Origin of the sequence: Acinetobacter sp. D009, assembly GCF_038562025.1 — a bacterium.
Classification (GTDB): domain Bacteria; phylum Pseudomonadota; class Gammaproteobacteria; order Pseudomonadales; family Moraxellaceae; genus Acinetobacter; species Acinetobacter pittii.
The window spans coordinates 3,065,151-3,087,250 of the sequence record NZ_CP151886.1 but is presented as its reverse complement, the minus strand read 5'-3'; the positions used below and the strand labels follow the sequence as shown (position 1 = coordinate 3,087,250).

Annotated in this window: 19 protein-coding genes and 1 pseudogene; 13 read left to right on the top strand and 7 right to left on the bottom strand. The window is 39.2% G+C overall.

Annotated features, from left to right (window positions below; genetic code table 11):
• Nucleotides 1-3: 3 nt before the first annotated feature.
• Nucleotides 4-333: a darcynin family protein gene (locus tag AAC388_RS14740; RefSeq protein ID WP_068565978.1), complete on the bottom strand. Its 330-nt coding sequence runs from the start codon at nucleotides 331-333 to the stop codon at nucleotides 4-6.
• Nucleotides 334-454: 121 nt separating this feature from the next.
• Here AAC388_RS14740 and AAC388_RS14735 point away from each other — a divergent pair, with 121 nt between their 5' ends.
• From AAC388_RS14735 to AAC388_RS14720, 4 genes and pseudogenes are all read left to right on the top strand, one after another.
• Nucleotides 455-1,054 (top strand): TetR/AcrR family transcriptional regulator, encoded by a 600-nt coding sequence (locus AAC388_RS14735; RefSeq protein ID WP_342370858.1) that lies wholly within the window; start codon nucleotides 455-457, stop codon nucleotides 1,052-1,054.
• A gap of 70 nt (nucleotides 1,055-1,124) precedes the next feature.
• Nucleotides 1,125-1,434, top strand: a pseudogene (locus AAC388_RS14730) (hypothetical protein).
• Nucleotides 1,435-1,499: 65 nt separating this feature from the next.
• Nucleotides 1,500-1,784 (top strand): hypothetical protein, encoded by a 285-nt coding sequence (locus AAC388_RS14725; RefSeq protein WP_342370857.1) that lies wholly within the window; start codon nucleotides 1,500-1,502, stop codon nucleotides 1,782-1,784.
• 10 nt (nucleotides 1,785-1,794) lie between these two features.
• Complete coding sequence (locus AAC388_RS14720; protein ID WP_327742473.1) at nucleotides 1,795-2,370, top strand: hypothetical protein; 576 nt, start codon at nucleotides 1,795-1,797, stop codon at nucleotides 2,368-2,370.
• A gap of 233 nt (nucleotides 2,371-2,603) precedes the next feature.
• Here the strand turns inward: AAC388_RS14720 and AAC388_RS14715 are convergent, their stop codons facing one another.
• From AAC388_RS14715 to AAC388_RS14700, 4 genes are all read right to left on the bottom strand, one after another.
• A complete protein-coding gene (locus AAC388_RS14715; RefSeq protein WP_068565972.1) occupies nucleotides 2,604-4,544 on the bottom strand; it encodes a restriction endonuclease in 1,941 nt (646 codons plus the stop codon).
• 209 nt (nucleotides 4,545-4,753) lie between these two features.
• Nucleotides 4,754-6,037 (bottom strand): ribonucleotide-diphosphate reductase subunit beta, encoded by a 1,284-nt coding sequence (locus AAC388_RS14710; protein ID WP_032042147.1) that lies wholly within the window; start codon nucleotides 6,035-6,037, stop codon nucleotides 4,754-4,756.
• Between the two features lie 138 nt (nucleotides 6,038-6,175).
• Nucleotides 6,176-6,310 carry a hypothetical protein gene (locus AAC388_RS14705; RefSeq protein WP_002120013.1) on the bottom strand — a complete coding sequence of 45 codons (135 nt, stop codon included), beginning with the start codon at nucleotides 6,308-6,310 and terminating at the stop codon, nucleotides 6,176-6,178.
• 56 nt (nucleotides 6,311-6,366) lie between these two features.
• Entirely contained in the window at nucleotides 6,367-9,201 is a 2,835-nt protein-coding gene (locus AAC388_RS14700) for a ribonucleoside-diphosphate reductase subunit alpha (protein WP_342370856.1), read from the bottom strand.
• A 353-nt stretch (nucleotides 9,202-9,554) separates the two neighbouring features.
• On the opposite strand from AAC388_RS14700, the gene AAC388_RS14695 reads away from it, so the two are divergent.
• The 3 genes from AAC388_RS14695 to bfmS are packed head-to-tail and all read left to right on the top strand — an operon-like array spanning nucleotide 9,555 to nucleotide 12,132.
• Nucleotides 9,555-9,737, top strand: a complete 183-nt coding sequence (locus AAC388_RS14695) for a hypothetical protein (protein ID WP_031944149.1) — start codon at nucleotides 9,555-9,557, stop codon at nucleotides 9,735-9,737.
• Complete coding sequence (bfmR, locus tag AAC388_RS14690; protein ID WP_000076440.1) at nucleotides 9,734-10,450, top strand: response regulator transcription factor BfmR; 717 nt, start codon at nucleotides 9,734-9,736, stop codon at nucleotides 10,448-10,450. The genes AAC388_RS14695 and bfmR overlap by 4 nt, the downstream gene beginning before the upstream one ends.
• A gap of 32 nt (nucleotides 10,451-10,482) precedes the next feature.
• A complete protein-coding gene (bfmS, locus tag AAC388_RS14685; protein ID WP_002120020.1) occupies nucleotides 10,483-12,132 on the top strand; it encodes a sensor histidine kinase BfmS in 1,650 nt (549 codons plus the stop codon).
• A 21-nt stretch (nucleotides 12,133-12,153) separates the two neighbouring features.
• Here bfmS and AAC388_RS14680 read toward each other — a convergent pair whose 3' ends face one another.
• Both AAC388_RS14680 and AAC388_RS14675 read right to left on the bottom strand, forming a co-directional pair.
• Nucleotides 12,154-12,507, bottom strand: a complete 354-nt coding sequence (locus tag AAC388_RS14680; protein ID WP_002120022.1) for a hypothetical protein — start codon at nucleotides 12,505-12,507, stop codon at nucleotides 12,154-12,156.
• 92 nt (nucleotides 12,508-12,599) lie between these two features.
• The gene (locus AAC388_RS14675; protein WP_104075500.1) at nucleotides 12,600-14,018 is read right to left on the bottom strand and encodes a sensor domain-containing diguanylate cyclase; all 1,419 of its coding nucleotides are present in this window, start codon (nucleotides 14,016-14,018) and stop codon (nucleotides 12,600-12,602) included.
• Nucleotides 14,019-14,443: 425 nt separating this feature from the next.
• Here AAC388_RS14675 and ndhC point away from each other — a divergent pair, with 425 nt between their 5' ends.
• From ndhC to nuoG, 6 genes are all read left to right on the top strand, one after another.
• Nucleotides 14,444-14,995 carry an NADH-quinone oxidoreductase subunit A gene (gene ndhC, locus AAC388_RS14670; protein WP_002120061.1) on the top strand — a complete coding sequence of 184 codons (552 nt, stop codon included), beginning with the start codon at nucleotides 14,444-14,446 and terminating at the stop codon, nucleotides 14,993-14,995.
• Nucleotides 14,996-15,001: 6 nt separating this feature from the next.
• Complete coding sequence (locus tag AAC388_RS14665) at nucleotides 15,002-15,679, top strand: NADH-quinone oxidoreductase subunit B (RefSeq protein WP_002120034.1); 678 nt, start codon at nucleotides 15,002-15,004, stop codon at nucleotides 15,677-15,679.
• Between the two features lie 84 nt (nucleotides 15,680-15,763).
• The gene (gene nuoC / locus AAC388_RS14660) at nucleotides 15,764-17,551 is read left to right on the top strand and encodes an NADH-quinone oxidoreductase subunit C/D (protein ID WP_002120052.1); all 1,788 of its coding nucleotides are present in this window, start codon (nucleotides 15,764-15,766) and stop codon (nucleotides 17,549-17,551) included.
• 13 nt (nucleotides 17,552-17,564) lie between these two features.
• A complete protein-coding gene (gene nuoE, locus AAC388_RS14655; RefSeq protein ID WP_002120040.1) occupies nucleotides 17,565-18,074 on the top strand; it encodes an NADH-quinone oxidoreductase subunit NuoE in 510 nt (169 codons plus the stop codon).
• Nucleotides 18,071-19,402, top strand: coding sequence for an NADH-quinone oxidoreductase subunit NuoF (nuoF, locus tag AAC388_RS14650; protein WP_002120030.1), 1,332 nt, complete (start codon nucleotides 18,071-18,073; stop codon nucleotides 19,400-19,402). The genes nuoE and nuoF overlap by 4 nt, the downstream gene beginning before the upstream one ends.
• 11 nt (nucleotides 19,403-19,413) lie before the next feature.
• Nucleotides 19,414-22,098: an NADH-quinone oxidoreductase subunit NuoG gene (gene nuoG, locus AAC388_RS14645; protein WP_125698923.1), complete on the top strand. Its 2,685-nt coding sequence runs from the start codon at nucleotides 19,414-19,416 to the stop codon at nucleotides 22,096-22,098.
• The last annotated feature ends 2 nt before the right edge of the window (nucleotides 22,099-22,100 follow it).

The following is a 22,100-nucleotide window of genomic DNA, read 5'->3' as shown; positions in this document are numbered from 1 at the left end:
AGTTTATAAAGAACTCTCATATTCTACATACCCATCTTCAATTGCAGGAATAATCTCTACAAACTCAAAGTAGGGAACTGTACAAAATTCAGAGTCTCGAATCGCATCAATCACAAAATAATAATCTTGTAGAGATGTGGTCTCAAACACAGCAATATCACTCGCTTTAGTACTAAACGCTTCAACGTCATACCACCGAACTTTTACAGTCGGGTACTTCTCAAAAATAGGTTTAAGCTTCTGTGCACTAAACTCAGCCCGCTTTTCACGAGCTAAAGCCAACCAAGCGGGCAATGCTCTTAAATGAATAAAAAAAGTATAGGTTCTAGACATAACCACTCCATGACTGAGCCGAGTTGTAGTTCAATTGAAAAGACAGGATTTTCTTGTCATATCAATATGACTCAGTCAGTATATGAGTGATTACTCACATTAAATACTCGCATTTCGGGCCATGTCAGAAACACTCCCAGATCCACGCAAACGCCCGCGTCAAGCACGTTCAGTGGCTACTTTTGAAGCAATATTAGAAGCGGCTGCTCGCATTTTAGAGTCTTTAGGCTTTGCTGGATTTAATACAAATGCCGTGGCCGAACTTGCTGGCGTAAGTATTGGTAGCCTATATCAGTACTTTCCATCTAAAGATGCTTTAATCGTTGAGTTAATTCGACGTGAGCGGGTTGAGCTTTCAAATCGTATTGTTGAAGCCATAGAGCAAAATGATGCCGTAGACTTAAAAGAAAAATTAAAACTCGTCATACATGCTGCTGTGCAACATCAATTAAGCCGTCCGCAGTTGGCACGAACCCTTGAATTTGCTTCTGAACTCATTGGAAAAGACATTGAGGAAAGTGAGCTTCAACACGAGCTTGAAACCATAATTTCTGACTTGTTTATACGTTCTGGCATTTCACATGCGCAGACAGTCGCACAAGATGTAATTGCTTTAAGCAAAGGAATGATTAACGCAGCAGGCATAGCAGGGGAAAGTGATTTAAATGGTTTACAGCAGCGAGTTGAAAAAGCTGTATTTGGGTATTTAGAGCTATATTAAAAATTATTAATTTTGCTATAAAATAACATTTTTTATTTTACTAAATAATTATTTTTTTATTGGGGGATTTATGAAAGATGAAATTATGAGTAAAGCAGATGTAAGAGCATTTACTTTAATTTTTTAGGTTTGGCGGGCTACTCTATTTTTATGTTTTATCTCCTTGCTAAAAGAAGTAAAGGAATAAACTATTTTGATGATTTATATTCAGTTAATAAATTTTTAATTTATTTTTTAGTTTTATTGCAGTTTTTTTGTTACGTCAAGCGAAAATATATGTGACAAAAAATAAAATACGTCTTGTAAATTTTCTTTGGGGAATTGGTGCCTTTATTGGTGGTGTTTTATTAGCCTCTGGCTTTTTTACTATTGTTTTATAATTAAATTAAGAAGTTGGTTGTTATTAATTTTAATATAAAGTGGAATTTATGTTTTTTGGGAATTTATGAAAGATGAAATTATGAGTAAAGCAGAGGTAAGTGCATTTACTTCGCTTTTTTTAGGTTTAGTAGGGTACTCTATTTTTATGTTTTATCTTCTTGCTAAAAGAAGTAAAGGAATAAATTACTTTGATGATTTATCATCTTTTAATTATAACGTGTCATATTTAATTTGTTTTCTCATTTTTATATTTAGCAAATTTTTTAAGGAAAATAAGTATATAGCTAATTTTATGCCACTTTTAATAGGGATTCTTTTATCTGTGATGTTCTTTATTGTTGTTTTATAGGGGGATAGATGTGATTTATGAACTTAAAATGTGGATCTCTGCTGAGGTGGTTGATCCATTTTTTTCATTATATTCGTATGTTTATAAAAATTTTGTTCTTGTCCTTTCCTTAAGTTTCTGTGTGATTGTACTGCTTTGTGCTCTTAACCCAAGTATAGTTTTCACTCCTAAAAAAGAGGGTTTTGTTGTTTATGAGCCTGAATTTCATATCAAACATGGACGTATGACATCACTGATAATAAAAAGAGGCAATAAAAAATTTTTTATTAATTGTGCATATTTTAAAAATGAGAATGGTTCATTTTGTGAATTATATAAGCCTAGAAAACTACTTAAAGTTGAGGGAGGTTTTTTTCCTAATTCATCATTGTTTTTTAAAAGTAAGTATATTGTAGTTAATAAAATTCGTTTTGAAGATGAAAAAGGTAGTGTAATTAATTTTTCAACAAGTGAAGAAAAAATTACTTCTTGGTGGAATTGGGTTGTGTTCCCCATCTTATTGATGAGGTATTTAATTTTAATCTGGCTAGTAGTGGTTGTTTTAATATTACTTTTAAAATTAATTAAGTATAAGAAAAAAATCTAATTTTATTTAAAAGTAGTTTTACCTTTATATTGAGTTGAAAGATAGATAGGAAAAAAGGGCTGCTATTAGCAACCCTTTTTTACAGCACTTATATCGTGCTGTTGAATAACTTAATAATTTTAATTTTTAATAATATATCAATAAGTTGTGTCGTTAATGATATTTTATATCATTAACGACACAATATTTGTCATTTTTATTGGAACCGACAAAACTTTTCTCATTTCAAACTATTAGAATTCAGAATATCTTTTAATAGCATTAGTATAATCATAGAAGCTCATGAAAGGTTGTAATGCTGAATAGATTTCTTCTTTTTGCTGATGAGTCAACCAATCATCTGTATCCTTAATTGCTTCAAGCATACTTCGAAATATTAGTTCAATTTCATTATTATTCATGAGGAAATTTTCAAATTCTATTTTTTTATTAAGATAATCAATTAATTCATTGATGTTGCTGCAATCCGTACTTCCGAAACATAATTTAGAATTAAGGTAAGGCAAATGGCCTCGACCATGACGAATTAAAGAAATAAGTGCACTATATAAATGCGATATTTCTTTTTTATCAAAATATGCGCGATTACTTTCTGAACTGATATAAAAAGACTGTAATCTAGAAATGATATCATTTAATTTCAATTCTCTAAAATGATTAAAGTCAAGAAGAGCTTTTTTCCTTATATCTCTAAAAGGTTTATATTTATCCCAATATGATTTTATTTTATTTTTAACAGATTTACCTCTAATAATTTTTGTGAAGGGATTACTTAGTTGCTTTTCAATTTGCCAATCGATGACTTTGGGAATTAGTTTTTCTGTAATCCATGTGTATGCCTTTTCACATGACCACCAATCCTTATCAGAGATAGTGTCATTATTATTGTAGGGTTTTTGCCAAACTAGAGTTATTTCATCAGAAAAGTTGATACCATCTATATTCTGAGCAAAAAAAGTTCCATGAAATCCAGTGTTTAATTCTTCTGTGTTTTTAGAGCTATGTACCTGTAAATAAGCATGATGGGCATAAAAAATATGCCACTCTGAATTACCTTTATCAATATCATGTGCATGTATAAATTCTTGGATTTGTTCCCACATCTCTGTATCAATAGCACATAGACCTATCTGTATTTCACTCTTATATTCAGATATAAAGGGAAAATATTTGGCATTCCATAGTTTTTCAATATTTTCAAAAGCAGTTATATAGTAATGTGTCAATATATCTGCTGCTTTTGAAATTTCTTCTACAGCTTCTAATGGTAAGTGAAATCTACAATTTTTAAAGTCAATAATATGTTGATCCCCTTTTTGATATACTCCACCTTGATAAAAAGGTCGATACTTGGAATTGATGGGTTGACCATTGTTACCTAAGAAGTTTTCAAGAAGCCATTTATTATCCAGTGTTATTATAGTTCCATGGGTATCATGTGCGGTAATTGTAATTGCTGCTGACCCAAAATAGTTTGGAGTAGGTAAAATTGCAGAAATTTCTACCCATTTATTCTTATATGTAAAATGATTTCCATGAATATATTTGCTTTCCAAACTTTCTGGATTAACAAATGAATGATCTAATAAACTTTCTCCTAGATCTCTGATCTTAGGATCTTGATTTAACAAAGCTTTATGTAGGTTTTCTATAAAGTTTACGTTAGCCATCCATTTACATTCGAACATGTCAGAAATAGCGGTAGGAAAGTACTTTTTCATAAGATCTGGATGCGATTGACATTTACGTGTAAGATCTATTCCTGTCCATGTTTCTAGTTCAATATTATAATTTTTTTTGAATATATCTTGGTAATCTCGAATTTTTTTCTCAAGGTTAATAGGTATTGAGTCTTGAGAAAATATTAATAGATAAGTTTTTATATTTCCTTTAATTTCATTTTCTTTTATGAATTTGTTAAGTGTTAATTTCAATTCTGTAGAATTGTAATTTTTCCAGCATTTACATTCTATTGCAATAAGTCCAAAAGATTCATCTTTATATTTTGCACAAATATCAATTCCATCTTGTTGCCTTCCTTTCCCTAAAATATGATGGACATCTATAAAGGTTGGATCTCTCTTTAGTATTTCGGTACATAATATTTCGAATTTTTGTGATTCAAGTTCCGAGAATGGCAGTGTTGGGGTTCCAATAGGTAGAATTTCTTTCATAGGTGCTTTCAGTAATTTTTAGTTAAGGGTTAAAATGAATTAAGATTAAAAAAGAGCGTTACTAAGAACATAGGCAAATGATCCTATTACGACAATAGATGTCGTTTTATTGATTTATATTTATTGTTAAAACGAGTTCAGATCTAAATGACCTCTGTAATAAAAAAGCCACTCGAGTAGAGCGGCTCTTTTGATTAGATAAGTTAGACTTACCAGCTTAACGCACCACCAGTTTGGTAGTCAGTTACGCGAGTTTCGAAGAAGTTCTTCTCTTTACGTAAGTCCATCATCTCAGACATCCACGCAAATGGATTCGTTACACCAGCAAATTGCTCTGGTAAACCTAACTGAGATAAACGGCGGTTACAGATGAATTTCAAATATTCTTCCATCATGCTTGCGTTCATACCCAATACACCGCGTGGCATCGTGTCACGTGCATATTCGATTTCAAGCATCGTACCTTCAACAATCATTTGAACCACTTCTTGTTGGAACTCAGCAGTCCAAAGGTGAGGGTTCTCAATCTTGATTTGGTTAATCATGTCGATACCAAAGTTCAAGTGCATAGATTCATCACGTAAGATGTATTGGAATTGCTCAGCAACACCGTTCATCTTGTTACGACGACCCATACTCAAAATTTGAGTAAAGCCACAGTAGAAGAAGATCCCTTCAAGAACACAGTAGAATGCGATCAAGTTACGAAGTAAGCGTTGGTCGTTTTCAGGCGTACCTGTGTGGAAATTAGGGTCAGTTAAAGATTGAGTATATTTCAAGCCCCAAGCTGCTTTACGTGCAACAGATGGAACTTCACGGTACATGTTGAAGACTTCGCCTTCGTCCATACCTAAAGATTCGATACAGTATTGGTAAGCGTGAGTGTGAATCGCTTCTTCAAACGCTTGACGCAAGATGTATTGACGGCATTCAGGGTTAGTAATGTGACGGTAAATCGCCAATACCAAGTTGTTTGCAACCAAAGAGTCCGCAGTCGAGAAGAAACCTAAAGAACGCATAACAATAGTACGCTCATCTTCGGTCAAGCCATTTTCAGACTTCCAAAGCGCGATGTCATGGTTCATGTTAACTTCTTGAGGCATCCAGTGGTTTGCACACCCGTCAAGATATTTCTGCCAAGCCCATTCATATTTAAATGGAACAAGTTGGTTCAAGTCCGCACGACAGTTAATCATGGCTTTGTCGTCAACTTGAACACGTTGAGCACCCATTTCTAGCTCTTCAAGGCCAGGGGCAACGTCTAAGTGTTCTAAGGCTTGAGCAGCTCTAGCCACTGTATCGGAGGCAACTGTTGGTCGCACGGAATGGGTTCCAGCGGATTGTGGAGCTGCCACGCTCGACGATGATGGCTGCGCAGTAGATACATTCTGCGAATCTGACGCTTTTTCCGATTGGACGGGCGCAGACTTGTGTTCAGGTGTAGTCGGTTTTTGCGAATCATCTTCAAAATCGTCCCAACTAAGGATAGACATTTTTGTTCTCTCTTCGTTGTATATATCTATATTTGACATCTCTTAAACGAAGATGTCCCTACTATACGCTTTTAATGTGTAAACAAAATTAAGTTTTATTGATGCATGACCAAATTTTGGGCCTTTGGTCTCTACTCACTACAACTTATTTTGTTTACGCTGCTGCTTACGTATTGTGATAAATGCGTAAACCATCGGCATATAAAAGAAAATAAAGGCAAAGATTAAAACTCCAACACCAAGCATATAGTTATGGCTGAGATGAGAAAGCATAATCTTTACCTCTTTTAAGGTTGCTCTTTAGTGAAAAAGAGCAATCTTATTGAATGTTATTGGCAAGCTTCACAATCAGGGTTGTCGATTGAACAAGCCATTGGTACAGGAGCTGCTTGAGTAAAGCCTTCTTCTTCAACTGCTGCTTCTGGCTTCTTCACTTCTACAACAGGGGCAGCAACCGCCGCTGCTTCAACAGTTGCAGGTTTAACTGCGTTTAAAGCACCTGTGTTGATTGTAGATTTTTCAGCAGAAGTTGCACCTAAAGCTCGGAGGTAATAAGTCGTCTTAAGACCACGTAACCATGCCATCTTGTAAGTGATGTCAAGTTTCTTGCCATTTGCACCAGAGATGTAAAGGTTAAGCGACTGAGCTTGATCAATCCATTTTTGACGACGTGATGCAGCATCAACGATCCAACGTGTATCCACTTCAAACGCAGTAGCAAAGATTGCTTTTAATTCTTCAGGAATACGAGCAATTTTTTGTACTGAACCTTCAAAGTGTTTAAGGTCGTTAACCATTACTGTGTCCCAAAGACCACGTTCTTTTAATGCACGAACAAGGTATGGGTTAATAACAGTGAACTCACCAGACAAGTTGGATTTCACATATAAGTTTTGGAATGTTGGCTCAATAGACTGAGAAACACCACAAATGTTAGAGATGGTTGCAGTTGGAGCAATCGCCATCACGTTTGAGTTACGCATACCGTCTTTTTGAACTTTGGCACGTAAAGTGTCCCAGTCTAAACGTTGAGTACGGTCAACTTCGAACATGCGCTCTGGACGAGATTTCGCAACAATTTCTAAAGAGTCGATTGGAAGGATACCTTGATCCCACAATGAACCTTTAAATGTTGAGTAAGCACCACGTTCAACAGCCAAGTTGCTTGAAGTTTCAATCGCGTAGTAGCTAATTACTTCCATTGATTCATCTGCAAAATCAACAGCAGCGTCTGAACCGTAAGCAATACCCATTTCATATAGAGCATCTTGGAAGCCCATGATACCCATACCCACAGGGCGGTGTTTCAGGTTAGAGTTTTTCGCTTGTGGTACAGCGTAGTAGTTAATGTCGATAACGTTATCGAGCATACGTACTGCTGTTTTAATAGTGCGAGCTAACTTCTCACGGTCTAACACACCACCTTGAACGTGTTGTACAAGGTTGATCGAACCTAAGTTACATACTGCAATTTCGTCTTGATTTGTGTTCAAGGTAATTTCAGTACATAGGTTAGATGAGTGAACTACACCAACGTGTTGTTGTGGTGAACGTAAGTTACATACATCTTTGAATGTGATCCACGGGTGACCAGTTTCAAACAACATAGAAAGCATTTTGCGCCATAAGTCTTTAGCACGTACTTTCTTGTGTAGCATGTTAGTTTCTTTCGCTACAGACTCATAGTAAGCATAACGCTCAGCAAATTCAGCACCAGTTAAGTCGTGCAAGTCTGGAGTTTCAGAAGGAGTAAATAATGTCCATTCACCATCTTCAAATACACGTTGCATAAACAAGTCTGGAACCCAGTTCGCAGTGTTCATGTCGTGAGTACGGCGACGGTCATCACCTGTGTTTTTACGAAGCTCTAAGAACTCTTCGATATCTAAGTGCCAAGTTTCTAGGTATGCACACACAGCACCTTTACGCTTACCACCTTGGTTTACTGCAACAGCTGTATCGTTCGCAACTTTCAAGAATGGAACAACACCCTGAGACTTACCGTTAGTACCTTTAATATAAGAGTTCAAGGCACGCACAGGTGTCCAGTCATTACCTAAACCGCCAGCCCATTTAGAAAGCATCGCGTTGTCACGCATTGCACCATAAATGTCATAAAGGTCATCACCAATCGTTGTTAAGTAACAACTTGAAAGCTGTGGACGTAATGTACCTGAGTTAAACAGGGTAGGCGTAGAAGCCATGTAGTCGAAGCTAGACAATAAGTTATAGAACTCAATTGCACGCTCTTCTTTATCTTGCTCATTGAGTGCAAGACCCATCGACACACGCATAAAGAATAATTGTGGTAATTCGAAGCGAACGCCGTTTGAGTGAATGAAGTAACGGTCAAATAAAGTCTGTAAGCCTAAATAGGTAAACTGATTAGAACGTTCTGGCTGAATTGCTGCTGATAATTTTTCTAAGTCGAAGTCAAGCAAGTCAGGTGAAAGCAAATCAAGCTCAACACCTTTTTTCAAGAATGCTTCAAGTGCATTGTTTTCAGGTGTGTCTGTTGATAAACCTAAGAATGCTAAACCTGTACCTACTAACTCGTTACAAAGCAAACGTGCAGTCACATAAGTGTAGTTAGGTTCTTGTTCAATACGGGTACGTGTTGCCATCATCATTGTAGTGGCAATATCACTTTCTTTTACGCCGTTATATAAGTTTTTAACGGTTTCATCCACAATGGCTTGAACGTCAATACCTTCCAAACCTTCAGCTGCCTTAGAAACAGTTGCTTGCAATGCACTTAAATCAAGTGGCTGAAGTTGACCGTTTTTGTCGGTAACTTGTAAAGTAGGGTGGTGGTTTGAGTTCGTTTGCTGACGAGCGCTAGCACGTTGTTCACGGTAAATCACATAAGCGCGGGCAACTTTTTGTTCCCCAGTACGCATTAAAGCAAGTTCTACTTGATCTTGAATTTCTTCAATATGGATCGTACCGCCCGATGGTAAACGGCGAGTAAAAGTATTTAAGACCATTTCCGTCAACTGGGTAATACGGTCATGAATACGGCTAGAATCCGAACTCTGTTGACCTTCCACAGCAAGAAAAGCTTTACCAATCGCAACTGAAATTTTCTCTGCATCAAATGCAGCAACATCTCCAGTGCGCTTAATCACCTGAATTTGACCGGGAGTCGAAGTAATTACGCTCATGCCAGCATAGCTCCATTGTCACTTTTGTTATGTTCATAGACCGTTTGAACCGAGCAAAAAACATGCCACGATATTTGAGGGATAAACACAAGACTTAGTAGTTAAAGTTTATTTTCAACACAAGATACGGGATTTTTCATAGCAGATCAATCTTGACTTTTTAGTAATTTTTTATCTGTATGATTTGATGGGAGATAGCATAGCAAAGCTGTTAAAAAACACTTATAGATAACTTTGTGGATAACTCAAAAAACAAACACTTAAATAAATTTAAACTAAACAGAGAAATAATTTGTTTAATATTCATACATTGGAAATATGAATAGAATATGAAATTTAATAACAATAAATAAATCTTAAAAACACGTGAAAATTCAAAGGCTAATAAAATGCAACAAAATACGATGGTCATGTATCAGTTTGGTGAACGCCTACTTGTTTACAATGTAAACGTGTGTATATTGCAAATGATAAACGAATGTATCTGCAAGATTTTTAAGATGCATGAAACGAGATTTATAGGGGCAATGATATGAGCCAAGAAGAAAAGTTACCAAAGATTCTGATCGTTGAAGATGACGAGCGCTTAGCGCGATTAACTCAAGAATATTTAATTCGCAACGGCTTGGAAGTTGGTGTAGAAACTGATGGTAACCGTGCAATTCGTCGTATTATTAGTGAACAACCAGATCTAGTGGTCTTGGATGTCATGTTGCCGGGTGCCGATGGCTTAACAGTTTGCCGTGAAGTTCGTCCACATTACCATCAACCGATTCTGATGTTGACTGCACGTACAGAAGACATGGATCAGGTACTTGGTTTGGAAATGGGCGCAGATGACTATGTTGCTAAACCGGTTCAACCACGTGTTCTTTTAGCGCGTATTCGTGCACTATTACGTCGCACAGATAAAACTGTAGAAGATGAAGTTGCACAGCGTATCGAGTTCGATGACCTTGTAATTGATAATGGCGGTCGTTCTGTCACGCTAAATGGTGAACTTGTTGACTTCACTAGTGCAGAATATGATCTATTATGGTTGCTTGCATCAAATGCTGGTCGTATCTTATCGCGTGAAGATATCTTCGAACGTTTACGTGGTATCGAATACGATGGTCAGGACCGTTCAATCGACGTCCGTATTTCACGTATTCGTCCAAAAATTGGTGATGATCCTGAAAATCCAAAACGTATTAAAACAGTACGTAGTAAAGGTTACTTGTTCGTTAAAGAAACCAATGGGTTATAAGATCTGAATAAACTTCCTATAAGGTTGGTCGAGTGTTTAAACACAGTATATTCCTGCGAATATATGCGGGACTGGTAATTCTTGTTGTTTTGGTTGCTGTCTTTGGTTATTTGCTTGTACAAATTATCAATTATCAACGGGCACAAGAATACCGAGAATCTTTAACCGATGGTATTTCTTATGTCATTAGTGAGGGAGTCGCTCGACAGCCTGGGAAGCAACAGAAAATAGACTGGGTTTCAGATGCATCAGATCTATTGGAACTTCCAATTTACTATACTGATGCAAGCAAGGTTGAGTTATCTCGTACCGAGAAAAAACGAATCGAAGCTCAAAAATCTGTTGTCCGTTACGATGCCAGTAATAGTATTGCCTATATCATTATTGGCTTACGTGATGATCCTCAGCACTTTTTATCTATAAAAGTCGACAAAATTACTGAGCGCCAAATGAAGGCTCTCCCTATTTTTGTACTGGATTATTTAATGTTTTATCCGGGGCAAGAACAAGAATATCTTGCCAAGATTCAAAAACATTTCTCTTACCCAATTAATATCTACAATATTCAAGATATTAATCTAGACTCCGAACAAATTGGTCGTTTACGCCAAGACCAAAGCGTCATGTTGTACAAAGACAGTGCGACAGTACGCGGTACAACCATTTCAATCGTCTCTCCAATTCCGAATCAGCCTACACGGGTTCTCGTGCTTGGACCAGTTCCGATGTTTAACTGGATGCCTTTGCAACTTTCAGCAGGGATTACTTTATTTAGCTTATTTTTGCTGAGTCTAGGTGTCTATGGGTTGATCTTGCCGCTAGAGCGTAAAATTCGCCAAGTACGTTATGCATTAAATCGTATGAAGTCTGGTGATTTGTCATTGCGTGTTCCTATTGAAGGAAGCGACGAAATGGCAAACTTGGCATCAAGTTATAACAACATGTCTGATCATATTCAGCGTTTAATCGAGGCTCAGCGTGAGTTAATGAGAGCGGTATCTCATGAGCTTAGAACGCCTGTTGCCCGTATTCGCTTTGGTACAGAGATGTTGGCGGAAGAAGATGATTACAATCATCGTATGCATCAGGTCGACATGATTGATAAAGATATTGAAGCACTCAATACTTTAATTGATGAAATCATGACTTATGCAAAACTAGAGCAGGGTACACCTTCACTAGATTTTGATGAAATTACTTTATTTGATGTGTTAGATCAGGTTGCGGTGGAAACCGAAGCCTTAAAAACGCAAAAAGAAATTGAACTTGTTGCTCCTCCACTTTATGTAAAAGTAGATGCTGAGCGTCGTTACTTACATCGTGTTGTTCAAAACTTGGTGGGTAATGCGGTTCGTTATTGCGATAATAAAGTTCGGATTACCGGTGGTATCCACAGCGATGGCATGGCCTTTGTTTGTGTTGAAGATGATGGTGCAGGTATTCCTGAACAAGACCGTAAAAGAGTATTTGAAGCTTTTGCCCGTCTAGACGATAGCCGTACACGTGCGTCGGGTGGTTATGGTTTAGGATTGTCTATCGTAAGCCGTATTGCCTATTGGTTTGGCGGTGAAATTAAAGTGGATGAAAGCCCAACCTTGGGTGGCGCTCGTTTTATCATGACATGGCCAGCAAAACGCTTTAAACAGCCTCCTTTAAAAGCCAATAAAAAAGCACCTTCATAAGGTGCTTTTTTATTGATCTATTTATAGTTGAGTCGCATCTGGTTCCAAAATAGGTTTTCCGCTTCTTAAGCTGGTTAACGCATCGGAATTAAAATCGATCAGTAACGAATTGTTTTTTGCATCAATCTGGTATTTTTGAATAAGAGGTTGATCTCCATTAAGTGTTTCTATTTTATATTCATCTGCAATATGCAAAATACCTTCTAGGTTTGTTGTCGTTGACGCAAAATCCTGTCTAAATATTTCATAGACATCCCGCAAGTCAAAAATTGCATTGTTGGCATCTGGATGTTTGTGAATATAGCTTTCTATATGTCGCACCAGTAATTGTGCAAACAAGTAGTAGTTTGGTTTATGCGTATATTCTAGGGTCATGCATTTTTCTCCTTATTATCTGTTATTAGCATACATGGCAAAACACAGGTTATTGTATAAAATTCATTACACTAGATGATGAAATGAAAATATTATAAAGAGATAAACACTCGATTACGTCCTTGGCGTTTTGCTTGATATAAAGCGTCATCTGCTTCTTTAAATAAACTTTCAATAGCTCGATGGGACGATGGGGAATATAAGCTTATCCCAATACTTACCTGTATAAAAATTGGTAATTTTCCATAAATATAAATCGGTTGCTGACTAATTTTAATTCGAATTTGTTCAGCCAGTTCAAATGCACTTTCCTTGGTGGTATCTGCAATAAAAATGGCAAACTCTTCACCTCCAAAGCGACCTAATAAATCATGAGGATGTAAAATATTTTGAATCGTGGTGACACAAGTTTGTAGCGCCCGATCACCGATTTGATGACCGTAGTTGTCGTTAACTTGCTTAAAGTGGTCGACATCAAGCATGAAAAAAGCTGAGGTCTTATTTTCTTTTTGTACTTTTTCTTGAAGTAATCTGACCGACTGTAAAAACTGGCGTCGAGTCAGACTTGAAGTTAGTTCATCATGTGCAATGGCATGTTGAAGTTTTTGAATTAACTCTGAATGCAAAACACTAATACTAGAAACCGTAAGTGGGGCAATCGTCATCATAATTAACCCAATTCGGATTGAGATCGTATTACTGAAATATTCGTTTGGATAGAGCAAAAGGTAATGTCCAGAGACATGATAAATAATATAAGCACTGGTAAAGCTAGTAATGAGTGCAACAACAATAGGTTTATAGCGAATAGCACACCAGATCAGGGCAGCAATCGGGTAGAGCAGCGAACCCGGACCAGAGTCATAATAGCTAGCAGCAATCGAAATAAGCACAGCGCCAAAAGGTAAAAGGTCGGTTGGTTGTAGGCCACGATTTCTTGAAAAGTAATGCTTAACCTGACTATATTGAGGAATGTTCAATATGATAGGTAAAAGAAGCAAGGCATTTTGCAGTTCTGAAGTAAACCAGTAACCAAACTCATCCAATAAGCCACCAATCATAAATTTGGTATTAAACATAGGCACGAAAGTTGCTGCAAACAATGCACCTACTACGCTACCTATTCCGCATAATCCAAATAAAAAAAGGTAGGAATAACCGCGATAGGCCGCCTTAATATGTTGATTAAAAAACATATAGAGCGCAAACGTAGTAACAACATAAAGAAAGTTTGATGTTGTTAAAACAAGTGTGAGAGCAAATGGAGTGCCCTGAAATAAGTCAGCAATCACATATCCTAGATAGGCACCTAAAAATGCGCTTGGTCGGCGTGTGATTGGGAAACGAATAAGCAACCCGAGCAAAACCGAATTGGCAGGCCAAAAGAATGCAAGAAAACTTAAAGGGCGGGATGCGATGCCAATGAAACAGCATGTCGCAATAATGAAGCTAAATAGGAGAAAAAATTTTAAAAAGGAGAGAAATGAAAATTCACGAAGTGAGTATGGCATCAGCTGCCCTTAATGATAAATACTCTTATCCAAGAGTAATAAAATATTATGCATGATTAAACATTCATCATAATTCAGAGGAGAAGCTGAATACAATAAAAAACAAACTAATATTATAAAAAAGTAAGTTATAAAAAGTTAATAAGCGCTTCAACTGTGTAAATATTCTAAAATTAAAAAATGAAAAAAATCATCATAAATAAAGAAACAATTAAATAAACCGATTATGTGCGGTGAAACCCCCCTTACAACACATAGAAGAATAGTTTTGTCTAGAAAATCATCCGAAAGACTAAGACGCTTCAACTAGCATGGGAAATTAGAAATCAGGTACAATTGGCGGGATTAATTTTGTGTTTGGTGTATTTGAAGGCCAATACATACATTCTTTGTTAAATAATAGGCCTGCCAGGAGTTATCCCCGCATGAGTGCCATTACTCCATACGACTGGGCGATTATCGCCTTCGTGATCGGCGTTACATTTCTTTGCGTCTTTATGCTCACAGTTCCCTTACTCCTCGGGGGAAAATCGTGGGGACGTGCTAAGCAAGAGCAGTTTGAATCAGGTGTCGTGAGTGCTGGTGGCGCTCGCATTCGCCTGTCTGCAAAGTTCTATTTAGTTGCAATTTTCTTTGTTGTCTTCGACTTAGAGGCACTTTACCTCTATGCATGGTCTACTTCTGTGCGTGAAGTAGGGTGGTTGGGATATACCACTGTAGTGATCTTTGTCGTTGATTTATTGATTGCGCTTGTTTATGCCTTCTCTGTAGGTGCTTTAAGTTGGTCACCAGCAGATCGCCGTAAATCAGCAGGTGAGGCGGTTAAAATCGGTTCACCAACAATGAACATTGCTGAAATTACACGCTTTAATTCTATTGAAGAGCTCGTAACTGACCCTACAGGCCAGATTCCAGCTCAATCATCAGGTCGTGTTAAGTCAAAAACTACACCTGCATTGTCATCTGAAAAGGAGTAAGTCGGGATGAAATATACTCTGACCCGCGCGAATCCGGATGCTGATCAATACCCATTGCAAGAACGTCAAATTGTGACGGATCCGCTTGAAGAGGAAGTGAATAAAAACGTATTCATGACTCGTTTAGAGGATGTCTTGCATACAGCAGTAAACTGGGGACGTAAAAACTCTTTGTGGCCATTTAACTTTGGTACCTCATGTTGTTACGTCGAATATGCAACGACCTTAACCGGTGTGCATGACTTGTCACGTTTCGGTGCAGAGGTTATCCGTGCTTCACCTCGTCAGGCTGACTTGATGATTGTTGCAGGTACCTGTTTCGTAAAAATGGCACCAGTTATTCAGCGTCTGTATGAACAGATGTTAGAGCCTAAATGGGTCATTTCGATGGGTGCTTGTGCAAACTCTGGAGGTATGTACGACATCTATTCAGTAGTACAAGGTGTAGACAAAATTATTCCTGTTGACGTGTACGTCCCAGGTTGTCCGCCTCGTCCTGAAGCATTAATTCAAGCTTTAATGCTTTTACAAGACCAGATTCAATTAGAGCGACGCCCGCTTTCTGCCGTGATCGGTGATGATCTTCAGCCAGTATATAAGCCAAAGATGATGCCAGAACGTGACCGTAAGAATGCTGAGCGTATTGCCGTTAAAAACTTACGCTCTATGGATGAGATTAAATAATTTTTTGACGGTGTTTTGACATATCTAACTGATATGTTCATCGAGAAAATTGACAGAATTTGTATTAAATAGGAAGCCAAGCCAATGGCTGAAACTGACATTGCTATGCCAGAGTCAACAGCAGTTGATTCACGCCCAGCATTTGCAATCGTAGAAGAGCTCAAAACCAAATTTGGTGAGAACTTTTACGTGCAGGCGACTTTTGAAGAGTTTCCAACAGTCTGGGTCGAGCGCGCACGCGTGCAAGAAGTCCTTATGTTCCTGCGTAAAGTGGAACGTCCGTATGTAATGCTGTTTGACTTATCTGCGATGGATGAACGTTTACGTGTTCATCGTGATGGTTTACCAGCATCTGACTTCACTGTGTTCTATCATTTATTATCGCTTGAGCGTAATAGTGACATTCGTATCAAGGTTGCCTTGAACGAAAATGATCTAAACATTCCAACAGCGACAAATATCTGGCCAAATGCCAACTGGTATGAACGTGAAGCTTACGATATGTTCGGTATCAATTTCGAAGGGCATCCAATGCTCCGTCGTATTTTGTTGCCAACCTATTGGGAAGGTCATCCGCTTCGTAAAGAATACTCAGCACGTGCGACAGAATATACGCCGTACATGCAAGACAAAGCGAAACAAGACTTTGAACAAGAGCACTTACGTTTTGTACCTGAAGACTGGGGTCTTAAGCGTGGTAACGCTGATGAAGACTTCATGTTCTTGAACTTGGGTCCTAACCATCCATCTGCACATGGTGCGTTCCGTGTTGTATTGCAGTTAGATGGCGAAGAAGTGAAGGACTGTGTACCTGATATCGGTTATCACCACCGTGGTGTGGAAAAGATGGCTGAACGTCAAACATGGCATTCTTTCATTCCTTATACTGACCGTGTTGACTACTTAGGTGGTTGTGCTCAAAACATGCCGTATGTGATGGCTGTAGAGCAAATGGCAGGCATTAAAGTTCCTGAGCGTGCGCAAGTGATTCGTGTCATGTTGAACGAGTTGTTCCGTATTAATAACCACTTGTTATTCTGTGGTACGGCAATTCAGGATGCCGGTGGTATGACACCAGTATTCTATATGTTCGCAGACCGTCAAAAAGTGTATGACATTGTTGAAGCAATCACGGGTTACCGTATGCATCCAGCATGGTTCCGTATTGGTGGTACAGCACACGATCTTCCAAACAACTGGCAAAAGCTTGTTAAAGAATTGCTAGAGTGGATGCCTAAACGCTTAAACGAATATTACACAGCGGCATTGAAAAACTCTGTGTTTATTGGACGTACGCGTAATGTTGCACAATACGATGCCAAATCTGCACTCGCATGGGGTGTAACTGGTACTGGTTTACGTGCAACAGGTATCGATTTTGACGTACGTAAATATCGTCCATACAGCGGCTATGAAAACTTCGATTTTGATGTGCCGGTTGAGTATGAAGGCGATGCATATGCACGTGTGCTTGTTCACTTCCGTGAAATTACCGAGTCGCTAAAAATTATTCAACAGTGCTTGGATAACATGCCTTCTGGTCCATACAAAGCGGATCATCCATTGGCTGTTCCACCACCGAAAGATAAGACATTACAAGATATTGAAACCTTGATTACGCACTTCTTGAGCGTTTCATGGGGTCCTGTCATGCCAGCGGGCGAGTCATCATTTATGACTGAAGTGGTTAAAGGTGCAAGTACTTATTACTTGACTTCAGATAAAGCGACCATGAGTTATCGTACTCGTATTCGTACACCGACGTTTACTCACTTACAGCAAATGCCTTCAGTGATTAACGGAAGTTTAGTATCTGACTTAATCATTTATCTGGCGACCATTGACGTGGTTATGGCTGACGTGGATCGCTAAGAGGTAACACATAATGATGATTTTGACTGATAAAAAACCACGTGTGAATGTCGAAGGGATTTTGACTGCGGAAGAAATTCACGAAATCGAACATCACATTGGTCACTATCCATACCCTCGTGCAGCCTCTTTGGATGCATTGAAGTGTGTACAACGCCGTAATGGTTGGGTAGATGACGCTCAAATGAATGCCATCGCACAGTTGTTGTCGATGAGTGTTGCTGATTTGGAAGGCGTTGCAACATTTTACAACCGTATCTATCGCCATCCGGTAGGTCGTCACGTAATTTTGCTTTGTGACTCAATTGCTTGCTTCTTAATGGGTGCAGAAACTCTTGCTGAAGCATTCCAGCGTGAATTAGGAATTCAGTATGGTCAAACGACACCAGATGGTCGTTTTACATTGCTTCCAATTTGCTGCCTAGGCAACTGCGACAAAGGCCCAACTTTAATGATTGATGAAGATACTCACGGTTTAGTCGAAGTGACATCAATTAAACAGTTATTGGAGAAGTATGTATGAATACTGAACCAAAACCAATTTATGGCGACGGTAATCCGGAAACTCATCCGCTCACTTGGCGTTTAAGCAAACAAGAAGCGGTACGTAGTGCTGATGATTACGAAGCACTAGAAGGCTATGCTGGCTTTAAAAAAGCTTTAGGCATGAAACCTGCTGAAGTGTTAGATGTCATTAAAGCTGCAACTGTAAAAGGTCGTGGTGGTGCGGGTTTCCCAGCGGGTATTAAATGGTCATTGATGGCACCAAATGATGGTGGTCCACGTTACTTGATCTGTAATGCAGACGAAATGGAACCGGGTACCTTTAAAGACCGTTTGTTGATGGAAAAACTTCCACATCAATTGATCGAAGGGATGTTAATTGCGGGTTATACCTTAGAAGCAACTCAAGGTTATATCTTTATCCGTGGTGAATACATCGAGGCTGCTCAATATCTAAATGAAGCGTTAGAACAGATTCGTGCTAAAGGTTATTTAGGCGAAAATATCTTAGGTTCTGGCTGGAATTTTGATCTGCATGTACATACGGGTGCAGGGCGTTATATCTGTGGTGAAGAAACTGCATTGATTAACTCACTTGAAGGCCGTCGTGCTAACCCACGTACTAAGCCACCGTTCCCGCAAGTTGCAGGAGCATGGGGCCGTCCGACGATTGTGAACAACGTTGAAACTTATAACAACTTGCCAGCAATCATGCTTCGTGGACCAGAGTGGTATATCGGCTTGTCCGCGGGTAAATCAAAAGATCCAGGCACTAAAATTTATGGTGCATCGGGTAAAGTTAAATTCCCAGGTCTTTGGGAATTGCCGTTTGGTACAACTGCACGTGAAGTAATTGAAGATCATGCAGGTGGTATGCGTGAGGGCTTAAAGCTCAAAGCATGGTTGCCAGGTGGTGCTTCAACTGACTTTTTACCAGCAGATACCATTGATTTACCAATGGATGCAGACACGATTATGAAAGCAGGTTCTCGTTTGGGAACATGTTTGTTAATGGTAGTAGACGAAACCCAATGTATGGTATCGCTCACTCGTAACTTAGAAGAATTCTTTGCGCGTGAATCATGTGGTTTCTGTACACCATGTCGTGATGGTTTGCCATGGGCTGTTAAAGCGCTTAAAGCACTTGAAGCAGGCGAAGGTAAGAAAGAAGATATCGACCATTTACAAGAACTAACTCGTAAATTATGGATTGGTAAAACTTTCTGTGCCCACGCACCAGGTGCGATGGAGCCGCTTATGGGCGCACTCAAACATTTCCGTGGTGAGTTTGAAGCGAAAGTGACGAATCGTCCTGTCGTGCAAACCAGCAACGTAGAACAAGCTTAAGGAATTCGACTATGGCTACAATTCATGTCGATGGAAAATCGTATGAAGTCAACGGCTCGGAAAACTTGCTACAAGCATGTTTGAGTCTGGGCATCGACATCCCATATTTTTGTTGGCATCCATCCTTAGGTTCGGTTGGTTCTTGCCGTCAATGTGCTGTTACGCAATATGCGAATCCAGAAGATACGCGTGGTCGTTTAGTCATGTCCTGCATGACACCAGCATCTGACAATACCTATATCTCAATTGAAGACAAAGAAGCAACGGATTTCCGTGCATCTATTGTTGAATTTTTGATGACCAACCACCCGCACGACTGTCCAGTTTGTGAAGAGGGTGGTCACTGTCATTTACAAGATATGACTGTAATGACAGGTCATGACCGTCGTCGCTACCGTTTTACAAAACGTACGCATTACAACCAAGAACTCGGCTCATTCATTGCGCATGAAATGAACCGCTGTATTGCTTGTTACCGTTGTGTTCGTTACTACAAAGACTATGCGGGCGGTACAGATTTTGGCGTATATGCCAATGCATCTCGTGTTTACTTTGGTCGTCCGGAATCAGGTACTTTAGAGTCTGAATTCTCTGGTAACTTGACTGAAGTATGTCCAACAGGTGTATTTACTGATAAGACTCATTCAGAGCGTTATAACCGTAAGTGGGACATGCAGTATGCACCAAGCGTGTGTCAAGGCTGTTCTTCTGGCTGTAACATTTCTCCGGGTGAACGTTATGGTGAAATCCGTCGCGTAGAAAACCGTTTTAATGGTTCGGTTAACCAGTACTTCCTTTGTGACAAAGGTCGTTTTGGCACAGGTTATGTGAACCGTGCAGACCGTCCACGTCAGCCTCAGTTCCGTAATGGTGAAACTGTTGCAACTGTTTCTGTCGATCAAGCTCTCGATCAAGCGATTGCTAAGCTTCAAGGCAAAAAAGTTTTGGGTATTGGTTCTCCTCGCGCAAGCTTGGAATCGAACTACGCATTACGTGAGCTTGTAGGTCAGGCAAATTACTCAACTGGTATTGCACAAAAAGAGCAAAAGCTTGTTGAACTTGCTGCATCTATCATGCAAACCGAGGGTATTTACAACCCGAATATGCGTGAAATTGAAAGCTATGATGCTGTTCTGATCTTAGGTGAAGACCTAACTCAAACTGCACCTCGCATGGCATTGTCTGTTCGCCAAGCTGCGAAAAACAAAGCGCGTGAAATGGCTGCAAAAACACGTACACCAGATTGGTTAGCTGAGCCTGTACAACGCATTGGCCAAGAAGCAAAATCTCCGGTTTACATTTTAGCTGCAACTCAAACTCGTCTTGCTGACGTTGCAACTGGTGAAGTGGTTGCTTCTCCAAATGACATCGCGCGTTTAGGCTTTGCCGTTGCTGCGGCAGTAAGTGGGGAAGTTGTAAGTGGTTTAGATGAAGATGCAAAAGCATTTGCTCAAACTATTGCCGACACTTTAAAAGCAGCAAACAAACCATTAATTATTGCGGGTACAAGTTTGCAAGACGCTTCTATTATGGAAGCTGCAGCACAGTTGACTCAGAACTTAGGTTCTAAAGCTGGTTTAAGTCTTGTAGTTCCTGAAGTGAACTCTATGGGCTTGGCATTGTTCGGTGGTTTAAGCCTTGAACAAGCATTTGCTCAAGACTACGACACACTTGTTATTGTTGAAAATGACTTGTTCCGTCGCTTACCAGCTGCACAAGTACAAGCTGCATTAGATAAAGCTGAAACAGTAATTGTACTTGATCACAGTGAAACTGAAACTGTGAAACAAGCTGATATCGTTCTTTCAGCAGCAAGCTTTGCAGAGGGTGATGGTACTGTTGTAAGCCAAGAAGGTCGTGCACAGCGTTTCTATCAAGTTTATGATCCAAGCTACTACAAACCTGAATATGCAATTAAAGAATCATGGCGTTGGTTACATGCCATTGAAACTGGCATTAAAGGTAAAGCTGTAGATTGGACATTGCTTGACGATGTAATTGAAAGCATCGTGAAAAATGTACCAGTACTTGAAGCTATCCAAGATGTTGCGCCTGATGCAGGTTATCGTGTACATGGCTTGAAAATCGCGCGTGAACCACGTCGTTATTCAGGTCGTACAGCAATGCGTGCGCCGTTATCGGTTCATGAGCCTAAACAGCCTACCGATCCAGATTCAGCATTAACATTCTCAATGGAAGGTTATGTTGGTCCGCAAAAAGCATCATCATTAGTACCATTTGCATGGGCTCCGGGTTGGAACTCTCCACAATCTTGGAATAAATACCAAGATGAAGTCGGTGGTCACTTAAAAGGTGGTGATTCTGGTGTTCGTTTATTCGATCGCTTGGCAAAACGTCCTGCACGTAGCTACGTTGCTCCAGTGCCAGTCGTTGCAAACCCTGAAAGTTTCCGCTTAGTACCAATGCATCATATTTTTGGTTCTGGTGAATTCACGATTAAAACACCTGCAATGGAAACTCGTATTCCTGAAGCTGTGTTTGCAGTGGGCGAACAAGATGCAACTCGTTTGAACCTTCAAGAAGGTCAACGCATTACAGTAAAAGCAGGCGAAACAACTGTAAGCTTGCCAGTACAAGTAATTGAATATTTACCTACAGGTTATATTGGTTACCCAGTTGGTTTAGCACCAATGGTGTCACTAGCTGAGCCTGTTTCAGTGGCTTTAGGAGTGTAATT

Bases quoted from the DNA above. Each gene is read 5' to 3' on its own strand.
- AAC388_RS14740 (WP_068565978.1), bottom strand. From the start codon at position 333: ATGTCTAGAACCTATACTTTTTTTATTCATTTAAGAGCATTGCCCGCT.
- AAC388_RS14735 (WP_342370858.1), top strand. From the start codon at position 455: ATGTCAGAAACACTCCCAGATCCACGCAAACGCCCGCGTCAAGCACGT.
- AAC388_RS14725 (WP_342370857.1), top strand. From the start codon at position 1,500: ATGAAAGATGAAATTATGAGTAAAGCAGAGGTAAGTGCATTTACTTCG.
- AAC388_RS14715 (WP_068565972.1), bottom strand. From the start codon at position 4,544: ATGAAAGAAATTCTACCTATTGGAACCCCAACACTGCCATTCTCGGAA.
- AAC388_RS14710 (WP_032042147.1), bottom strand. From the start codon at position 6,037: ATGTCTATCCTTAGTTGGGACGATTTTGAAGATGATTCGCAAAAACCG.
- AAC388_RS14705 (WP_002120013.1), bottom strand. From the start codon at position 6,310: ATGCTTTCTCATCTCAGCCATAACTATATGCTTGGTGTTGGAGTTTTA.
- AAC388_RS14700 (WP_342370856.1), bottom strand. From the start codon at position 9,201: ATGAGCGTAATTACTTCGACTCCCGGTCAAATTCAGGTGATTAAGCGC.
- bfmR (WP_000076440.1), top strand. From the start codon at position 9,734: ATGAGCCAAGAAGAAAAGTTACCAAAGATTCTGATCGTTGAAGATGAC.
- AAC388_RS14680 (WP_002120022.1), bottom strand. From the start codon at position 12,507: ATGACCCTAGAATATACGCATAAACCAAACTACTACTTGTTTGCACAA.
- AAC388_RS14675 (WP_104075500.1), bottom strand. From the start codon at position 14,018: ATGCCATACTCACTTCGTGAATTTTCATTTCTCTCCTTTTTAAAATTT.
- ndhC (WP_002120061.1), top strand. From the start codon at position 14,444: ATGAGTGCCATTACTCCATACGACTGGGCGATTATCGCCTTCGTGATC.
- AAC388_RS14665 (WP_002120034.1), top strand. From the start codon at position 15,002: ATGAAATATACTCTGACCCGCGCGAATCCGGATGCTGATCAATACCCA.
- nuoC (WP_002120052.1), top strand. From the start codon at position 15,764: ATGGCTGAAACTGACATTGCTATGCCAGAGTCAACAGCAGTTGATTCA.
- nuoE (WP_002120040.1), top strand. From the start codon at position 17,565: ATGATGATTTTGACTGATAAAAAACCACGTGTGAATGTCGAAGGGATT.
- nuoF (WP_002120030.1), top strand. From the start codon at position 18,071: ATGAATACTGAACCAAAACCAATTTATGGCGACGGTAATCCGGAAACT.
- nuoG (WP_125698923.1), top strand. From the start codon at position 19,414: ATGGCTACAATTCATGTCGATGGAAAATCGTATGAAGTCAACGGCTCG.